This window comes from Saccharopolyspora soli (assembly GCF_022678645.1).
GTDB classification, from domain to species: Bacteria; Actinomycetota; Actinomycetes; order Mycobacteriales; family Pseudonocardiaceae; genus Saccharopolyspora; species Saccharopolyspora soli.
In genome coordinates, this window is the sequence record NZ_JALBWV010000051.1 from 51,045 (window position 1) to 69,075 (window position 18,031).

The window sequence follows — 18,031 nt, forward strand, 5'->3', positions numbered from 1 at the left end:
GCTCCGGTTATCCGGAAAGTCTCCACCTCGGGTCGGCGGAACACCAGGATCAAGAAGACTTCGAAGACGAACTGGCCTTCTTCTTCGTCGTCGTGGTCTTCTTGGCGGTCGGCTTCTTCTTCGCCGGGGCCTTGGCCCTCCGCTCGGCGAGCAGCTCCACCGCCCGATCCATGGTCAGCGACGCCACGTCGTCGCCCTTGCGCAGCGACGCGTTGGTCTCGCCATCCGTGACGTACGGCCCGAACCGGCCATCCTTGATCACCAGCGGCTTACCGGTGTCCGGCGCCTCGCCGAGTTCGCGCAGCGGCGCCGCGGCGGCCCGGCGGCCCCGCTGCTTGGGCTGCGCGTAGATCTTCAGCGCCTCGTCCAAGGTGATCGAGAAGATCTGGTCCTCGGTCTCCAGCGACCGCGAGTCGGTGCCCTTCTTCAGGTACGGGCCGTAGCGGCCGTTCTGCGCGGTGATCTCGTTGCCGGACTCCGGGTCGGTGCCCACCACGCGCGGCAGCGACAGCAGCTTGAGCGCGTCGTCGAGCGTCACGGTGTCCAGCGACATGTCCTTGAACAGGCTGCCGGTGCGCGGCTTGCCCTTGCTGCCCTCGGGCAGGACCTCCGTGACGTACGGGCCGAACCGGCCTTCCTTGGCCACGATCTCGTTGCCGGATTCCGGGTCGGTGCCCAGGCTGCGGCCCTCCATCGGAGTGGCGAACAGCTTCTCCGCGATCTCCACGGTGAGCTCGTCCGGCGGCAGGTCGTCCGGCAGGTTCGCGCGCTGCGACGAGCTGTCCTCCAGCGTCCGCTCCAGGTACGGGCCGTAGCGGCCGACCCGCACGTAGACGGTGCGGTCCGCGTCGTCGGTGAACATCGGGATCGAGTTGATCTCCCGCGGGTCGATCTCCTCGACACCGGAGCCGACCAGCTTCTTCAGCCCACCGGCGCGGCCGATCGAGTCCTCCGGGCCGATGTCGCCGCCGAAGTAGAACCCGGACAGCCACCGGGTGCGCTGCTGGCGCCCCTCGGCGATGCGGTCCAGCTCGTCCTCCAGCGCGGCGGTGAAGTCGTAGTCCACCAGTCGGCCGAAGTGCTTCTCCAGCAGGCCGACCACGGCGAAGGCGATCCACGACGGAACCAGGGCGGAGCCCTTCTTCCACACGTAGCCGCGCTCCTGCACGGTGCTGATGATCGACGCGTAGGTCGACGGGCGGCCGATGCCCAGCTCTTCCAGCGTCTTGACCAGGCTGGCCTCGGTGAAGCGCGGCGGCGGGTTGGTGGTGTGCCCGTCCGGCGACAGCTCCGGTGCGGTGATCGGCTGGTCCTTGACCAGCTGCGGCAGCCGCGACTCGGCGTCGTCGGCGACCCCACCGGCCTCCGAGTCGACTGCCTCGACGTACGCCTTGAGGAAACCGGCGAAGGTGATCGTGCGGCCGGAGGCGGCGAACGTGCACTCCTCGCCGCTGGTCGCGGTGCCGGTGATGCGCACCGAGAGCGTGGTGCCCTTGGCGTCGGCCATCTGCGAGGCGATGGTGCGCTGCCAGATCAGCTCGTAGAGCTTGAAACCGTCGACGTCGCTGCTCAGCTCGGCCGCGACAGCGCCCGGAGTGCGGAAGCTCTCGCCCGCCGGGCGGATCGCCTCGTGCGCTTCCTGGGCGTTCTTGACCTTGCGGTTGTACTGGCGCGGCTGCGGCGACAAGTACTGCTCGCCGTACAGGTCGCGGGCCTGGTTGCGCGCCGCGTTGATCGCCGTCTCGGACAGCGTCGTCGAGTCGGTACGCATGTAGGTGATGTAGCCGTTCTCGTACAACCGCTGCGCTGTGCGCATCGTCCGGTCGGCCGAGAACCGCAGCTTGCGGCTGGCTTCCTGCTGCAACGTGGAGGTCATGAACGGCGCGTACGGCTTCCGCGTGTACGGCTTCTCCTCGACGCTGGAGACGTGCAGCCGCACGTCGGTGAGCGCGGCGGCGAGAGCACGAGCCTCGGACTCGGTGAGCACCCGCGTGTCGGCGTTCTTCAGCTGGCCGTCCGGTCCGAAGTCGCGACCGGTGGCCAGCTTCGCGCCGTCCACCGTGACCAAGCGCGCCCCGAAGCGGCGCGGCGAGGCATCCGCGCCGGCGTCCATCGTGGCGGCGATGTCCCAGTACTCGGCCGGAACGAACCTGATCCGCTCGCGTTCCCGCTCGACCACGATCCGGGTCGCCACCGACTGCACGCGGCCCGCCGACAGCTTCGGCATGACCTTCTTCCACAGCACCGGGCTGACCTCGTAGCCGTAGAGCCGGTCCAGGATGCGGCGGGTCTCCTGGGCATCCACCAGGTCGTGGTCCAGGTCGCGCGGGTTGGCCGCGGCCGCGCGGATCGCCGACTCGGTGATCTCGTGGAACACCATCCGGCGCACCGGCACCTTCGGCTTCAGCGTCTCCATCAGGTGCCAGGCGATCGCCTCGCCCTCGCGGTCACCGTCCGTGGCGAGGTAGAGCTCGTCGACCTGCTTCAGAGCGTCCCTCAACTCGGTGACGGTCGACTTCTTGTCCGAGGTCACCAGGTACAGCGGCTCAAAGTCGTTGTCGACGTCGACACCCAACCGGGCCCACGCCTGCCCCTTGTACTTCTCCGGGACGTCCTTGGCGTTCTTCGGCAGGTCCCGGATGTGCCCGCGAGAAGACTCGACGATGAAGTTCGATCCCAGGTAGGAAGCGATCTTCTTGGCCTTCGCAGGCGACTCGACGATCACCAAGCGCCGACCCGCGGAGCCATCCCCGTTGGGGGACCCCGAAGCCCGGCCGGTACCGCCGGCCTTCTTCGTCCGTGTCGACCCAGCCACGCTTACCTGCTCTCTTCTCCCGGAAGCATCCGTCGCACCCGGTGTTGCTCGACAAGTTCCTCAGTGTGCCCCCTACCCGGTCGGTTGTGCCGTACCGGGAACGCACAGGGTTGCATATAACACGCCGGTGCTCGGCAACTTCTTCTTGTACGAACGTATCGGGTTACGGTCGTGTTCCAACGCGTGACCTGGCGTGATGTGCGTCAAACCGGTCAGGACACCAACGGCCACGTTCGCTCGATCGCACCATCGGGAATCGGGCCGACGAGTTCGGCGAGTCGTGCGAGCCGACGACGACCGGTGACGCGCAGCGCCGGGCCACCGGCCCGCGGGCCGACCGGCCTGGCCGGGAGGCCACAGCCGAGCAGCGCCGCGGTCAGCGGCTCGTGCGTGTCGGGAGCGTGCGGGTCGAGCCCGAGGCGGTAGCCGGTGGGCTCGGCGCAGCCAGCGGCCAGCGCCCAGATCCGCAGGGCGGCGCCGTCCGGGACGAAGTCCTGGGGAACCGATTTCACGGCGCCGCGCAGCCACTGCGCGGCGAGGCCGGTGAGGTCCCTGCGGAAGGCAGTGCGGACCAGCGGGCGGCCTTCGTCGGAGCGGCCGAGTTCAGCTTCCACACCGCGTTCGGCGCACGCTTTGACCAGCGAGCGGGCCCGCCATTCGGCATCGACGACCACGGACAGCCGAGCCGCCGTGCCGCGGCCGAAGCCGACCGCCTGCCCCGGTCCGCACAGCATCCCCGCGAGATCGGCGACGTCGGGCTGCCGCGCCTCGGCCGAGTAGAAGGACAGCTGGTCCACGGCCCGCATGCTAGAACAGCAGTTCGACCTTGGCCAGCACATCCACCCAATTGCGCGAGCAGATGAAGCAGGCCGACAGTTTTGCCTGAAACTGCCGACCCGGCATCCAGCGATTGCCAGTTTTAGGCAAAACTGGAAAAAGAAAACTTGATTCCGCATCGCGAAATTTAGCTTCGGGGTCAGCGTGGCGACTGTGGCTGCTGGGGTGGGGCGAAGAAGGGTTTGCACTCCGGTGCTTGGTGGGCGGCGGTGTTGAGCTCCTTGTTCTGCTCCAACTGGACGAACTTGTCCTTGAGGTTGAGCTGGCTGCCCTTCTGCAGCTGCTGCTGCACCCCCGCCATGCCCGCCTGGAAGCGCTGCTGGTCCGTCGGATCGACCTGTTTAGCCTGGTCACCCGCGGTTCGCAGGATGTCGCGGACCTCGGTGAAGCCCTGTTGGAAGCCGCTGTTGACCTGGTCGGCGCCCTTGATCGGCGGCGTGCCCAGGCCCTGCAGCCCGCGGACCGTGTCGTCGGCAGTGCGCGCCGCCGAGTCGATTCGGTCGACCACCGTTTTCTTGAGCGTGCTCGTGTTCGTCCGATCCACACCCGGGAGCTGCTGCTGGGCGGCGGAGAAGCCGCTGACCAGCCCGCATAACCGGCCCACCCAGGCGACCCCTTCGGGGCTCGGGGCGGCAGCCTGCGGGTTCGGCGCCGCCTGCGGTGGCGCAGCAGCGCATCCGGTGAGCGCCAGGGGGATGGCGGCGAGTGCCGCGATGGACGTCGAACGGATCTTCATGCGCACTCCTCGCGGAGATCGGAGTTGCTTTCGCCGTGCCGCCCAGACTCTCTCGCACCGTCCGCCGGTCACCGGAAGCCGGGGTCGATCAGCCGCCGAAACCCCAGCGCAGCAGCAGGGCGCCACCCCGAGCTGGGGAGGCGCCCTGCTTACCGCTGTGGCAGTCCCTGGTGCGACGTCAGGTCGCGCCGTTGACCGCCTTGTCGTCAGAAGTGGATGACTCCGCGATCGCCGTGGAACGCCGCTTGGAGATCACAACCGCTCCGATGATCACCGCGGACGCGACGACCGCGATGCCGATGCGCACCGCCGGAGACGCGGCGTCGCCGACGGTGAAGGTGACCACTGCCGGTGCGATCAGCAACGACACCAGGTTCATCACCTTCAGCAGCGGGTTGATCGCCGGACCGGCGGTGTCCTTGAACGGGTCGCCGACGGTGTCGCCGATGACCGTGGCAGCGTGCGCCTCGGAGCCCTTGCCGCCGTGGTAGCCGTCCTCCACCAGCTTCTTCGCGTTGTCCCAGGCACCACCGGAGTTGGCCAGGAAGATGGCCATCAGGGTGCCGGAGGCGATCGCACCGGCGAGATAACCGGCCAGCGGACCGACACCCAGGCCGAAACCGACCGCGATGGGCGCCAGCACGGCGAGCAGACCCGGCGTGGCCAGCTCGCGCAGCGAGTCGCGGGTGCAGATGTCGACGACCCGGCCGTACTCGGGACGCTCCGAGCCGTCCATGATCCCCGGCTTGTCGCGGAACTGCCGCCGCACCTCGTAGACGACGGCACCGGCCGCGCGGGACACCGCGTTGATGGCCAGCCCCGAGAACAGGAAGACCACCGCGATCCCGATGATCACGCCCACCAGCACGTTCGGCGCGTAGACGAAGAACTCGATGGTGCTGAGCTGGCCGCCCACATCGGCGAGCGCCTTGCCGATCGCGTCCGTGTAGGACCCGAACAGCGCGGTCGCGGCGAGCACCGCCGTGGCGATCGCGATGCCCTTGGTGATCGCCTTGGTGGTGTTGCCGACGGCGTCCAGCTCGGTGAGGATCTTCGCGCCTTCGCCCTCGACGTCACCGGACATCTCGGCGATGCCCTGGGCGTTGTCGCTGACCGGGCCGAAGGTGTCCATCGCGACGATCACGCCGACGGTGGTCAGCAGACCGCAGCCAGCCAGCGCGATGGCGAACAGCGCCACCGGCAACGAGCCGGACAGCAGGAACGCGCCGAACACCGCCGCACCGATGACCAGCGCGGTGTAGACGGCGGACTCGAAGCCCACCGACAGACCGGAGAGGATCACGGTGGCCGCGCCGGTCAGCGACGACTTGCCGACGTCGCGCACCGGGCGGTGCTCGGTGGCGGTGAAGTAGCCGGTGAGCTTGAGGATGACCACCGCCAGCAGGATGCCGATGACGACCGCGACCAGCGCGATCAGCGCCGGGCTGCCGCCGGTGGCGCGGATGTTCTCCGAAACCCCGGTCAGCTCGCTGAAGGTGCTGGGCAGGTACAGCATCGCGGCGATCGCGCAGAGCACCGCGGAGATGCCAGCCGAGATGTAGAACGACCGGTTGATCGCGGTCAGCGCGTTCTCCCCGGTGCGGGCCTTGGTGATGTAGACGCCGATCACCGCGGTCACCACGCCGATCGCGGGCACGATCAGCGGGAACAGCAGGCCGTGCAGGCCGAACGCGGCGGTGCCGAGGATCAGCGAGGCGACCAGGGTCACCGCGTAGGACTCGAACAGGTCGGCCGCCATCCCGGCGCAGTCGCCGACGTTGTCACCGACGTTGTCGGCGATCGTGGCGGCGTTGCGCGGGTCGTCCTCCGGGATGTTCTGCTCGACCTTGCCGACCAGGTCGGCTCCCACGTCGGCGGCTTTGGTGAAGATGCCGCCGCCGACTCGCATGAACATCGCCAGCAGCGCGGCGCCGAAGCCGAAGCCTTCGAGCACGCGCGGTGCGCCCCCGGCGTAGACCAGGACCACCAGCGCGGCGCCGAACAGGCCGAGACCGACGGTGGTCATGCCGACCACGCCGCCGGTGCGGAACGCGACGCGCATCGCCTTCTCGCGGCCCTCACCCGCTTCGCGGGCGGCCGCCGCGACGCGGACGTTCGCGCGGGTGGACAGCCACATCCCGAGGTAGCCGATGGTGGCCGAGAAAGCGGCGCCGAACAGGAAGAAGATCGATCGGCCGATCTGTTCGCCGGTGGTTTCCGCAGGCAGCGCGAACAGCAGCAGGAATACGACCACCGCGAAGATCGCCAGGGTGCGGAACTGCCGGTTCAGGTAGGCCGATGCGCCTTCCTGCACGCCCTTGGCGATGTCCTGCATCTTGGCCGTGCCTTGGCCAGCGGACAGCACCTCCTTGATCAGGACGTAGCCGAGGGCCAATGCGGCCAGGGCGATCACCATGACGACGCCGACCACGGCGTAGTCAGCACCGCCGAGCTCGATACCGGTGGCTTGCTGGGCGAGGTCCATCCGGGTTTGCGAGCTCGGTGGTGCAGCGCCCTGGGCCCAGCCGTGCTGGACCGGGGTGAGCAGGGACATCCGTCCTCCTGGGTTGTGCTCGGTTCAAATGCCGGAGCCCCGCAACGCTCGACCGGGCTCCGATGCGCGGTAGGCGGCCCCGCCCGGTACGGCCGGTGAGCTTGCGCTGGCCGTCCGTGGCGACGTCGTGGGTCGGAAGTCTATTCAGGCCCCAAGTGGCTTACTTCACGGTGTGATACGCAACTCGTGCTGACGTGCGGATCTGTTATCGAATAATCGATTCAGAAAGATCCTTGATCATCCGAATGGCCATAACTCAATTTGGCCCAAATGGGTGACATGGGGTAGGGAAATCGTCCCTGCGAATCCTCCCGGTTTCCACTGCACTCAGAAGCACCGCCCAGAATCGCGCGGAGACCATCCGATCAGGCGATACCGATGCGGTTGCGGTAATCGGGAAGTCGTGCGCCGGGCGCGGCGCGCCTTGTGCAAGGCTCGCTGTGTGCGGGCAACGGACCAGGACAAGGGACAGCGGTTGCTCGACCGCGCCGTGGCGGGCATCCCGTCCGACGAGACACCGGTGCGGCACGTCGAGCACCAGCGGCCGCGCCCGGCCCGGACCACCGATTGGCCGAAGTGGGTGCCACCGCGATTGGCAGCGGCCCTGCGCGAGCGCGGTGCCGGTGAGCCGTGGGTGCACCAAGCCGATGGCGCCGAAGCGGTCTGGGCGGGTGAGCACGTGGTGGTCGCCACCGGCACCGCCTCCGGCAAGTCGCTGGTCTACCAGTTGCCGGTGTTGTCCCGACTGCTCGACGATCCCCGCGCGACCGCGCTCTACCTCGCCCCCACCAAGGCGCTCGGCGCCGATCAGCTCCGCACCGTCGACGAGCTCGGCCTGCCGGAGGTCCGCGCGGCGAGCTACGACGGCGACACCCCGCAGGTCGAGCGGGACTGGGTGCGCGCGCACGCCCGGTGGATCTTCACGAACCCGGACATGCTGCATTACGGCGTGCTTCCCGGACACGGCAGGTGGGCGCGGTTGTTCCGGCGGCTCAGCTACATCGTGGTCGACGAATGCCACACCTATCGCGGCGTGTTCGGCTCGCACGTAGCGCTGTTGCTGCGCCGCCTGCGCCGGATCGCACAGCACTACGGCTCGGATCCGGTCTTCGTGCTCGCCTCGGCCACCGTGTCCGATCCGGCATCGCTGGCCGCGCGCCTGACCGGTGTCCCGTGCCGTGCCATCACCGACGACGGGTCACCGCGCGGCGCGCGGACGATCGCGTTCTGGGAACCACCGCTGCTGGACGAGATCATCGGCGAGAACGGCGCCCCGGTGCGGCGGGCAGCCGGTGCCGAAGCCGCGCGCGTCATGACCGAGCTGGTCATCGAGGACGCCCGGACGCTGGCGTTCATCCGGTCCCGGCGCGGGGTGGAGCTGGCCGCGCTGTCCGCCAAGCGCGCGCTGTCCGATGTGGACGAATCGCTGGCCGCCAAGGTGGCCGCCTATCGCGGTGGGTACCTGCCGGAGGATCGCCGGGAGCTGGAACGCGCCCTGCTCGTGGGGGAACTCCGCGCGGTGGCCACCACCAACGCGCTGGAACTCGGTATCGACATCTCCGGCCTCGACGCCGTGGTGGTCGCCGGTTATCCGGGCACCCTCGCGTCGTTCTGGCAACAGGCCGGACGCGCTGGCCGGGACGGTGAAGGGGCCCTGGTGGTCTTCGTCGCGCGGGACGATCCGCTGGACACCTACCTGGTGCACAATCCGGCTGCCGTGCTGGACCGGCCGGTCGAGGCGACCGTGCTCGACCCGACCAACCCGTACGTGCTCGAACCGCACCTGGCCTGCGCCGCCGCCGAACTGCCGCTCGACGAGGACTCCTTCGACACCTTCGGCGGCGAGCCCGCGAGGCGGGCAGTGCAGGCGCTCACCGCGGACGGGGTGCTGCGCAGGCGCCCGCACGGCTGGTTCTGGACCTCCCGCGAACGCCCGCACCGCAACGTCGAGTTGCGCGGCACCGGGGGGCATCCGATCGCCGTCGTGGAGGGCGAGTCCGGGCGCATGCTCGGCACCGTGGATCCAGATTCCGCCTGCTCGACGGTGCATCCAGGTGCGGTGTACCTGCATCGCGGCGAATCATTCGTGGTGGACGAACTCGACTTGGACACCGGAATCGCGCTGGTGCACCCGGAGAGTCCGGATTGGACGACGTCGCCGCGCAACGTGGTGGACATCTCGGTGCTGCGAACCATCGAGCGCCACGACATCGGTCGCGGCGTCACCGTCTGCCTCGGCGAAGTGGAAGTCACCTCGCAGGTCGTCGGATACCTGCGAAAACGGCCGTCCGGAGAGGTGCTGGACCAGGTTGCGCTGGACCTCCCGGCGCAAACCCTGCTGACCCGCGCGGTCTGGTACACCGTCGGCGACGAGCTGTTGATGAGCAGCGCACCGGGGGGCGCCGGGCTGGATCCGGCGCGCATCCCCGGTGCGCTGCATGCCGCCGAGCACGCCGCGATCGGCTTGCTACCGCTGTTCGCGACCTGCGATCGATGGGACATCGGCGGGGTTTCCACCGCGCTGCACGCCGACACCGGGGAGGCGACGGTGTTCGTGCACGACGGTCATCCGGGAGGGGCCGGATTCGCCGATCGCGGTTTTGCCGCATTGGTCCCATGGTTGGCCGCGACGCGGGAAGCGATCGCTTCCTGCGATTGCCCGGCTGGGTGCCCGTCCTGCGTGCAGTCGCCGAAGTGCGGGAACGGCAACGAACCGCTGGACAAGGCGGGGGCGGTGGCTGTTCTCGACGCAGTGTTGACCGTGCTCGGGGGAGCAACCAGCGGATCGGCTGGGCTGCACGACCGTCCACAAGGGATCTGAGCACGAAGGGCTGGTGCGTGCTCGGCAGAGGTGGTCCGGTCGTGTCGGGGAGCCCGGGGCGCGGATGCCGATCCGGTTGGCGCCAACACGGTCAGCAGTTGGTCAGCTGCCAGCTGCGAGGAGTTCCGCCACGTTTTCTGGGCTGTTGTCAACGATGTTGCGACCCGTGCAAAGCGCGTCCTGCACGAAGTCCGAGGTGGGCAGGTTCCAGGCGCACACCTCCGGCTTGACCCGCCAGTGCACCGCACCGCGCGGATAGGCCGTCGGTGGCATGGGAACCCAGCTTCCGTTGCCGTGCAACCGGATTCCGGTTCCATCGGCCAGTTCGGAGCAGAGCTCTCCGCCGCTGGTGGTCAGGAAGTACCAGCGCCCCTTCGGGGTCGCCACGATCGGCACCGGGAATCCGAGCGCCCGCAGCACCGATGCGGCCCGGCGGCCGAGGTCGGCGTCGACCTCGATGGCGTCGACCGCGGTTCCGGTAGCGATCAGCAGGCTGTACGGCCGCTCTTCCCACCAGGACGTTACTTCGTCCGGGTTGGTGCCTAGCCGGTTCTGCCAGTCGCGTCGCACTGGCATCGGACCGTTTTCCTGCCGTCCGCGACGGCCGATCCAGTGATCTCCTTCGGGGTAGGTTCCGGGCAGCACCGGCCAACCACGCGAAGCGAATTCGATTGCCTGCACGCGTAGTTCGATCCGGCTGCTGGTCAGCCCGGCCGGGTGGGCCGGGATGCCGGGGAAGGCGCTTCGCGACCTATCCGCCGACCATTGCATTTGCTCCGCCTCCTTGTTCCACAGTGAGCGCCGGACCGCGGCTCGGGGGGACCTCCGGTTTTCGCCTTCGGCAGCCGCCTTGTTCTCGACCTCGTTGTCGTGAACCCAAGTCTTGCGCTCACATCACTAATCAACGTCATCCGACACGCCCGAGTACACCCCCATTCGACGACCGGTAGCTCAGCCGCGACGAACGCTCCCGGCTGGACCACGACCACCGAAAGATCACGCTGCGGAAATCCGCCCGGACAGCCGTTCGCGCGGTCATCACCGAGCCGTTCAACCGCTCGTCGACCGTTCGTCGCGTCCCGGCCGATCAGCCGCCGGTCGGCCCGGCGCGCGCCCGTGCGCTGGCCTTCTGCCCGCCGAGGACGAAATCCGGAAGATCAGCTTGGACCGCTACACGCGCGTCCCAACCATCCAACCGGCACTCCGTGACCGCGACGCGCATCCCGCTTGCGACCCGGTTCGCCCGCTCGCAGGCCAATTGCTGGCCCTGCGGTGCGTGCGCGGCGGCGGCCAACGCGGCCAGATCCGCTGCCCCTTCGGCGCGGTGGCGGGCGATCGTGGCCGCACCCAACTGCATGGCGAACCACAGCAGAACGAGCAGAGCCATCGAGAGCACCGCGGAAAGCACGGTAGCCGCGCCCCGATCGCCGGTCATCGCGTCACCTCTCCCTCGGATCCTGGCTCCAGCACGGCCACCGCACGCGCGTGCAACCAACGGCCGGGCAGCAGGCCACCGGGCAACGGCGCGCTCACTTCGGTGCTGACCTGATCCCCTTCGACCAGCACGGACAGCGACGCGCCGCCGGGCGCGATCCGGCCGACCGCCTCCTCCGCACGGGGGCGATCGCCGCGCGCAACCAGCCGGGCAGCCTCGACCGCCGCGTCCGTGCAGTGGAGCTGACCGATCAGCGCGCCCATACCGGTCAAGATCAACGCGAACACCGCGACCAACGCGCAGATGCCCAACGCCGCTTCCACCGTCACCGCGCCGGTGTCGCCGGTCGTTCCGGCGCCGCGTGACGCCGGAACCACCTGCGCGACCATCAGATACCGCCGCCTTGCAAGCCGCGTTCGATGAGCGCGGTGAGAGCGTCCTTGACCGAATTGCCGGTGACCACGCTGTAGAGCAGCGAGGCGAACGCCACCGCGGCCACCGTGCCCATCGCGTACTCGGCCGTGCTCATCCCGCCATCGCCGTGCAGCAGCGCACGAAGCCGCCGGGGCGCTGTCCATCGGATGACTCGTACGTTCATCTCCAGTACCTCTCTTTCGTCTCGACGAAGCGGCACAGCCGCTTGGTCCACAGTGGATCTTCGAGTCACCAGGGCACCGCGAGTCGATGCACCATGCCGACCACCACGGGGAGCACCCCGAGGCACAGGAACGCGGGCAGGAAGCACAGGCCCAACGGCGCCGAGATCCACACCGCCGCCCGCTGGGCACGTGCTTTGGCCTGTTCGGCGACCGTGGCCCGCGCATGGCTGGCGATTTCGCCCGCCACGTCCGCCAAGCCGCTGCCGGTGCGAGCGGTCCGACGGGCCGCACGCGCGAGTTCCGCGGTGTCCGGGTTGCGCAACGCCGGTTCCCAACTGGTCGTGGCGTCCGAGCCCAGCGCGAGGTGGTCGGCCACCTCGCGCAGCGCGCGGTGCGCCGCACCGGTGAGTTCGTCGGCCACCGCTCGCACGACGACCGGAACCGGCAACCCGGCCCGCATTCCGGCGGCCAGCAGGTCCCAACCGGCCGCCAGCACGAGCGGATCAGTCCGGTCGCGCCTTCGCCGGACCGCAGCGGCCCATCGCCGTGCTGCGAACGCGGTGACCACACCGATCGCGACTCCGCTGACCGGTCCGAACACCTGCACCGCCGCCGCACCGGCAGCCAGTGGCAGCAACCAGGCCACAATGGACGGAGCTCGCGGGTCGCGACTCGGCGGACTCGGGCCGAGCTCCCGCAGCCGGGCCCGTGCCGAGTTCACTGGGACCAGCAGGAGCACCGCCGCCGCGAGCACCAGGGCGGCTTCGATCACGTCGGCACCACCTCCCTGGTCAGGCGCAACGTCCAGCCGACCCCGGCGCACAGCAGACCCACCCCGACCAGCAGGAGCAGTTGCCCGAGCAGCCCGCCGGAGAGCACCGCTATCGGAGCTGATCCGACGGCTTCGCCGAACAGCAATCCGAACAGCGGTAGCCCGGTGAGCACGGCGGCGGTCGACCTCGGGCCCGCCATCTTCGCCTCGACGTCTCGCCGGAACGCGGTACGCCGCTCGACGTCGCGGCGCACCGCGTCGAGCAAGTCAGCCAGCGCAACGCCATGTCGCTCGGCCAGCGCCCAGGCCCTGGCCATCCGGCCCAACGGTTCACGCAGTTCGGCGATCTTGTCGTGCGCTTCGAGAACTGTCGCGACATCGCCGCCGAGCCGAACCGTGGTGGCCATGTCCCGGAAAACGGCGCCGACCGCAGGACCAGCCTCGGCGGCGGCACCCTCGGCAGCGGAGGCCGGATGGGCACCGGCCCGCAACTGCCCCACCAACAGCCGCAGGCCAGCGGTCAACTCGTCGGCCCGGTTCAGCTGATGTCGCCGATCCTGCTCGGACCGCCAGTACTTCACGGCGAGCAGCGAAAGCGCGACAGCGGCGCACAGACCTCCAGGACCAGCGAAGACCAGCCCGGCGAGACCGACAGCCGGAATCGCCAGCAGCCGCACGGCACGGCGGAACGCGCGAACCGGTACCTGCACCGACGTGGCGAAGAGCCGATCTCGTGCTCGGATCTCCGGCCAGCACAGCACGGCGGCGGCCAACGTCAACAGCGCGTAGCTCAGCACGGCAACGCACCTCCTCGCGCGGCCAGCAGTGCTGCCAGGTCATCGCGGCCGGGGCCCCAGCCGCTGCCGGACTGCCAAGCCGGGAGCACCTGGACCCGGTCGCCGTCCCGGCACAGCACGCCGATACCTGCGAGATGCCTGCCCCGCTGGGCGCTCCTGCGCACGTGCAACACCACTTGGACGGCGGCAGCCAACTGGCTGTGCAAGGCTCCCCTCGGCAGTCCGCCGAGCGCGGCCAGCGCTTCCATCCGGGCAGGCACCTCTTGCGGCGAGTTGGCATGCAGGGTGCCGCCACCTCCGTCGTGTCCGGTGTTCAAAGCGGCGAGCAATTCCCGGACTTCGCCGCCGCGCACCTCGCCGACGATGAGCCGGTCGGGCCGCATCCGCAGGGCCTGCCGGACCAGGTCGCGGACCTGGATCTCCCCGACCCCCTCGACGTTCGGTGGCCGGGTGAGCAGCCGGACGACGTGCGGATGCCGCGGGTAGAGCTCGGCGGCCTCTTCCACGCACACGATGCGTTCGGACTCCGCGACCTCGCCCAACATCGCCGCCAGCAACGTCGTCTTTCCGCTGGCGGTGCCGCCGACCACCAGGAACGCCAGCCGGGCTGCCACGATCTCGCGCAACACCGCGGCTGTCGGCCCGTCGAAGGCACCCGAGTGCCGCAGCGCGTCGAGGTCGTGCGCGGCTGGGCGGAGCACGCGCAGCGAGATGCAGGTGCCTTCGCCAGCGACCGGTGGCAGCACGGCATGCAGCCGCACCGGGCCGGATGCGCTCTCCTGCGGCAACCAAGCGTCGACCCATGGTTGGGCGTCGTCCAGTCGTCGGCCACTGGCCATCGCGAGCCGTTGCGCGAGCCGACGCACCGCGTCCTCGTCCGGGAAGCGCACCGCCGCCCGCTGGAGCCCGTCGCCCCGGTCTACCCACACCTTGTTCGGCGCGGTGACCAGCACGTCGGAGACCGATGGGTCGCGCAAGAGCGGCTCCAGCACTCCCGCGCCGCGGAATTCCTGCTGCACCAAGCGAAGCGCGGCCAGCACATCGGCGTCGGCAACCAGTCCGCCCGACTCCTCCCGCACCGCGGAGGCGACCGCGGCGGAGGTCAGCGCGGCACCGCTGCCGACCAAGCGGTTGCGCACCCGTTCGAGCAGCCCATCATCCATAACGTCCACATTGGACGGCGATGCCGCATCGCGGTCGATCTGGTCGATTTCCAAGGTACGACTCGTGGACATGACTCCCTCACTTTCGTTCCTACATCAGACACCGAAAAGCGATTTCAAATGCTGGCGCGAACTCCGCACCAGCAGTGGAACCCGCGGTGACGTGAATTGGTCTTCGCCAACACCACTTCGAATTCAGCGGACAAGCACTCGATCTGAAACACCGGCGCACCGCCGGATCCCGCCGTCGACATCGCGATTTCGCACGGAAGTCAACGGGTGCGGAATCCTCGGGAATTCCCAGCAACCAGCGCGCTGGTCAGGAACCGACCAATGCACTCGACACTGTGGACGGTTCGGCGCGGGTGAGTTCGGTCAGGACTTCCCGCGCTGCCCTGGCCACCGGACCTCGGCGAGCCGGGCCAGCCGTGGCCAAGCCGCCCCGGTCCAGGACCGCTGACAGGCGTGGTTGTGCTCGCATGACCGCCAGGACCTCCGCGCCCACCGCTCGCGCGACGTCGGCCGTGCGCAGACCTCCCGGTGCGGGGCCTCGCACCACCAGCCGGATCGGTCCGGCCACCTGTTCCCGGATGCCCGCCACTGCCCGAGCCGCCGCCGCGCACGCGCGCACCTCGGCAGGCACGACGACCACCGCCAGATCCGCCTCGCGCAGTCCGGCAACCGCTGCTTCCGGAAGAGTGCGCGGCAGGTCGCACACCACGGTGTCACCGGCTCGGCGGCCCGCGCCGAGCACGGCTCGCACCGCTTCCGGAGTCAGCCCCCTCGACGGCCCGTCGCGGTCGCAGGACAGCACCGCGAGCGAGCCGGAGCCGATCCGGCGCGTCGGCAGCGCCTCGTGCAACGCGTTCGCCGCGAGCCGGCCCGCGTTGACGGCCAATCCTGACCAGCGCAACCCTTCGGCCGCCTCCGCGCCGACCGCGAGGTCCACGCCGCCGCCCAATGGATCGCAGTCGACCAGCAGCGAGCGCTCACCGTTGCGCGCGGCGGCCACGGCCGTTGCCGTGGCCAGCACCGAGGCCCCTGCGCCGCCGCAACCGCCCAACACCGCGAGCACCCGACCGTCCTGCACCGGGACATCCGCCGCGTCGGCCAACAACTCGATGAGAGCTGCCTCGTCGGCTGGTAGTTCGAGCACGTGCTCGGCGCCGATCTCGAAGGCAGCACGCCAAAGATCCGAGGTCGGCGCGCGGCACAACACGACGACACCACGTCTTCGCGGCAAGCAGTCGGCTGCACCGGCCGCTGCGGCGTCGGCGTCGAGCAGTACCAGTGGCGCGATGCGCCAGGCCGAGGTCGCTGGGCTCGTGGTGTGCTCCAGTTCGCCGCCAGCCGCTGCGGCCAGCCGCGAAACCTCTTCTGCCAGCGCGGAATCCCGCGCAACGAGTAGCGGACGTGCGCCAGTCATGACGATGCCTCCGGTTCAGCAGGTTGATGGGACGAGCGAAAAGCCAGTGAAAAACCTTGGAATGGCTGCTCGTAAACACCTTGACCGGATGATCGACCGTTGCCAACGCGGTTTTCCAAATCTGTGGACAAACCTCCGACCTGTGGATAACTCGCACTACTCGGAAGTGCTACGCCCGCGTCCAAGGAAGTAGGGCGCGGATTGGTGTGCCAGGGGTGGTCGTCAGGCAAGCGGCGGTACCCGCTTTCAACCACTCCCGCAGCTTGGCCGCCGCGGGTTCTCAGAGGCTTTCTCGCGAGGACAGCCCCGACGTGGTGTATCGGACATACATGATGTCGGGGATCCCGGAGACGAGAAAGCCTCTGAGGTTCCGCCACCCGCACCGCCGCGCAAGCCAATCCGCGCACTCTCTAAACGGAAAGAATTCACATTCGACCCGCGGCGCGCCGTCAAACAGGGACGACCCCCGCCAGGGGGGAGGGGCGGGGGTCGTCTGCAGTTCAGCTCCGGGGGGTCGAGCTGAACTTGTCCGGCAGCACCGGACACTCCCTCACTGTAGCCCGCAGATCCCCCTCAACACCTCCCGTCCATTTGAGGGAACGTTCTTGCTGTCAGTGCGCATCCAACCGGCCAGTAGCCGACATTCGAGTCAAGAAATACATCCCGCCAGTCGCAATCGTCGGACTAGACCACACGCAGTGTGAAAAGCCCGAATCGAAAACTCGCGGCAATGCGGGCCCGCGAGCCACTCCGGCCAACTCGTATGCTGTGCGCGTGACAGCGCCCGCGAACCCATCGGCTCCCACCGGACACCGGGTGGCCGCGTTCTTCGACCTGGACAAGACGGTCATCGCCAAGTCGAGCACACTCGCCTTCAGCCGACCCTTCTTCCAGGAAGGACTGATCAACCGGCGGGCCGTGCTGAAGAGCGCCTACGCCCAGTTCGTGTTCATGCTGGCCGGTGCCGACGCCGATCAGATGGACCGGATGCGGGCGCACATCACCTCGCTGTGCACCGGCTGGGACGTCGAGCAGGTGAACGCGATCGTCGAGGAAACCCTGCACGACATCGTCGATCCGCTGGTGTACAAGGAGGCCACCCAGCTCATCGCCGAACACCAGGAGCAGGGCCACGACATCGTCGTGCTGTCCGCATCCGGCGAAGAGGTGGTCGCCCCGATCGCGAAGCTGCTCGGCGCCACGCACTGGTCCGGTACCCGGATGGTGGTCGTCGACGGCCGCTACACCGGCGAGGTCGATTTCTACTGCTCCGCGGAGAACAAGGCGACCGCTGCCCGCGAACTCGCCGACAAGTACGGCTACGACCTCGTCGAAAGCCACGCGTACTCGGACTCCATCACCGACCTGCCGCTGTTGGAGAGCGTCGGCCACCCCACCGTGGTCAATCCCGACCGAGGGCTGCGCAAGGAAGCCGTGCAGCGCGGTTGGCCGTCACTGGCCTTCGAGCATCCGGTGTCGCTGCGCGCCCGGATCCCCACCCCGTCCCGGGCCGCGGTTACCGCGGCGGGCGTCGGGATGGGTGCGGTGGCCGCAGCCGGTGCGGCGTGGTGGGGGCTGCGCGCGTGGCGCCGTCGCCGCTGAGAGCTCGGTCTTCGAACTTCGGGTAGCGGCCCCTGCGGCGCGCAGTCTCGGTCCGGGATCCCAGACGTGGTTCAGCGCCTGCGGACGCCCGATCACGCACGTCCAGAGCACCCTGGCGAACCCTTGCAGTGACGCTCGTCACCGACTACAAATGGAAGTGCGGACCCTGGTTGGCCAGGGACGTTACAGAGGAGAAGTAGCGTCCACCCTGACCGGACTCCGCGCGCGAGCCCGGAGCACCCACGCGTTGCCGCACACAAGGCTCGTCGTTCCACGGGGTTGCGTACCGGGACGCCGGACGCCTAGCCCGGAAGTTACGACAAGAAGTGCACGCTTGGTAACCCGAGTACTCGCGCAGAGGGGCGGGGGGCCCCCCCCCCCCCCCCCCGCCCCCGGCCCCGACACCTGTTATTCACCGGCCAACCGTCGGCCGATCTCCCGCAGCCCGTCCAGGTCGTGCACATCCGCGGGCAG

The 18,031-nt window shown here is 69.1% G+C and carries 14 protein-coding genes; 2 read left to right on the top strand and 12 right to left on the bottom strand.

Annotated features, from left to right (window positions below; genetic code table 11):
* Window positions 1-49: 49 nt before the first annotated feature.
* The 4 genes from topA to MOQ72_RS31455 form a co-directional block, all read right to left on the bottom strand.
* Complete coding sequence (topA, locus tag MOQ72_RS31440; protein ID WP_372495593.1) at window positions 50-2,815, bottom strand: type I DNA topoisomerase; 2,766 nt, start codon at window positions 2,813-2,815, stop codon at window positions 50-52.
* 212 nt (window positions 2,816-3,027) lie between these two features.
* A complete protein-coding gene (locus MOQ72_RS31445) occupies window positions 3,028-3,621 on the bottom strand; it encodes a hypothetical protein (protein WP_242189382.1) in 594 nt (197 codons plus the stop codon).
* A gap of 170 nt (window positions 3,622-3,791) precedes the next feature.
* Window positions 3,792-4,388, bottom strand: a complete 597-nt coding sequence (locus MOQ72_RS31450; RefSeq protein WP_242189383.1) for a hypothetical protein — start codon at window positions 4,386-4,388, stop codon at window positions 3,792-3,794.
* A 178-nt stretch (window positions 4,389-4,566) separates the two neighbouring features.
* The gene (locus tag MOQ72_RS31455) at window positions 4,567-6,873 is read right to left on the bottom strand and encodes a sodium-translocating pyrophosphatase (protein ID WP_242189394.1); all 2,307 of its coding nucleotides are present in this window, start codon (window positions 6,871-6,873) and stop codon (window positions 4,567-4,569) included.
* A gap of 511 nt (window positions 6,874-7,384) precedes the next feature.
* On the opposite strand from MOQ72_RS31455, the gene sftH reads away from it, so the two are divergent.
* On the top strand, window positions 7,385-9,763 hold the full coding sequence (gene sftH, locus MOQ72_RS31460) for a DEAD/DEAH box helicase (protein WP_242189384.1): 2,379 nt from the start codon (window positions 7,385-7,387) through the stop codon (window positions 9,761-9,763).
* Between the two features lie 102 nt (window positions 9,764-9,865).
* On the opposite strand, the gene MOQ72_RS31465 is transcribed toward sftH, so the two are convergent.
* The 8 genes from MOQ72_RS31465 to ssd form a co-directional block, all read right to left on the bottom strand.
* Window positions 9,866-10,534 carry a bifunctional DNA primase/polymerase gene (locus MOQ72_RS31465; RefSeq protein ID WP_242189385.1) on the bottom strand — a complete coding sequence of 223 codons (669 nt, stop codon included), beginning with the start codon at window positions 10,532-10,534 and terminating at the stop codon, window positions 9,866-9,868.
* 316 nt (window positions 10,535-10,850) lie between these two features.
* Window positions 10,851-11,198, bottom strand: a complete 348-nt coding sequence (locus MOQ72_RS31470) for an Rv3654c family TadE-like protein (RefSeq protein WP_242189386.1) — start codon at window positions 11,196-11,198, stop codon at window positions 10,851-10,853.
* A complete protein-coding gene (locus tag MOQ72_RS31475) occupies window positions 11,195-11,587 on the bottom strand; it encodes a TadE family type IV pilus minor pilin (protein WP_242189387.1) in 393 nt (130 codons plus the stop codon). Before MOQ72_RS31475 ends, MOQ72_RS31470 begins: the two co-directional genes overlap by 4 nt.
* Window positions 11,587-11,796, bottom strand: coding sequence for a DUF4244 domain-containing protein (locus tag MOQ72_RS31480; protein ID WP_242189388.1), 210 nt, complete (start codon window positions 11,794-11,796; stop codon window positions 11,587-11,589). The genes MOQ72_RS31475 and MOQ72_RS31480 overlap by 1 nt, the downstream gene beginning before the upstream one ends.
* A 65-nt stretch (window positions 11,797-11,861) precedes the next feature.
* On the bottom strand, window positions 11,862-12,569 hold the full coding sequence (locus MOQ72_RS31485) for a type II secretion system F family protein (RefSeq protein ID WP_242189389.1): 708 nt from the start codon (window positions 12,567-12,569) through the stop codon (window positions 11,862-11,864).
* Window positions 12,566-13,366, bottom strand: a complete 801-nt coding sequence (locus MOQ72_RS31490; RefSeq protein WP_242189390.1) for a type II secretion system F family protein — start codon at window positions 13,364-13,366, stop codon at window positions 12,566-12,568. The genes MOQ72_RS31485 and MOQ72_RS31490 overlap by 4 nt, the downstream gene beginning before the upstream one ends.
* Window positions 13,360-14,529, bottom strand: coding sequence for a TadA family conjugal transfer-associated ATPase (locus MOQ72_RS31495; protein WP_242189395.1), 1,170 nt, complete (start codon window positions 14,527-14,529; stop codon window positions 13,360-13,362). Before MOQ72_RS31495 ends, MOQ72_RS31490 begins: the two co-directional genes overlap by 7 nt.
* Before the next feature lie 319 nt (window positions 14,530-14,848).
* Window positions 14,849-15,955 (bottom strand): septum site-determining protein Ssd, encoded by a 1,107-nt coding sequence (gene ssd / locus MOQ72_RS31500; protein WP_242189391.1) that lies wholly within the window; start codon window positions 15,953-15,955, stop codon window positions 14,849-14,851.
* 774 nt (window positions 15,956-16,729) lie between these two features.
* Here ssd and MOQ72_RS31505 point away from each other — a divergent pair.
* A complete protein-coding gene (locus tag MOQ72_RS31505) occupies window positions 16,730-17,557 on the top strand; it encodes an HAD-IB family hydrolase (RefSeq protein WP_242189392.1) in 828 nt (275 codons plus the stop codon).
* Window positions 17,558-18,031 lie beyond the last annotated feature (474 nt).

What these genes read in the sequence shown, in the direction of transcription:
- MOQ72_RS31455 (WP_242189394.1), bottom strand. Translation starts at nt 6,873, where the DNA reads ATGGACCTCGCCCAGCAAGCCACCGGTATCGAGCTCGGCGGTGCTGAC.
- MOQ72_RS31480 (WP_242189388.1), bottom strand. Translation starts at nt 11,796, where the DNA reads ATGAACGTACGAGTCATCCGATGGACAGCGCCCCGGCGGCTTCGTGCG.
- MOQ72_RS31495 (WP_242189395.1), bottom strand. Translation starts at nt 14,529, where the DNA reads ATGGATGATGGGCTGCTCGAACGGGTGCGCAACCGCTTGGTCGGCAGC.
- ssd (WP_242189391.1), bottom strand. Translation starts at nt 15,955, where the DNA reads ATGACTGGCGCACGTCCGCTACTCGTTGCGCGGGATTCCGCGCTGGCA.
- MOQ72_RS31450 (WP_242189383.1), bottom strand. Translation starts at nt 4,388, where the DNA reads ATGAAGATCCGTTCGACGTCCATCGCGGCACTCGCCGCCATCCCCCTG.
- MOQ72_RS31445 (WP_242189382.1), bottom strand. Translation starts at nt 3,621, where the DNA reads ATGCGGGCCGTGGACCAGCTGTCCTTCTACTCGGCCGAGGCGCGGCAG.
- MOQ72_RS31475 (WP_242189387.1), bottom strand. Translation starts at nt 11,587, where the DNA reads ATGGTCGCGCAGGTGGTTCCGGCGTCACGCGGCGCCGGAACGACCGGC.
- MOQ72_RS31470 (WP_242189386.1), bottom strand. Translation starts at nt 11,198, where the DNA reads ATGACCGGCGATCGGGGCGCGGCTACCGTGCTTTCCGCGGTGCTCTCG.
- MOQ72_RS31465 (WP_242189385.1), bottom strand. Translation starts at nt 10,534, where the DNA reads ATGCAATGGTCGGCGGATAGGTCGCGAAGCGCCTTCCCCGGCATCCCG.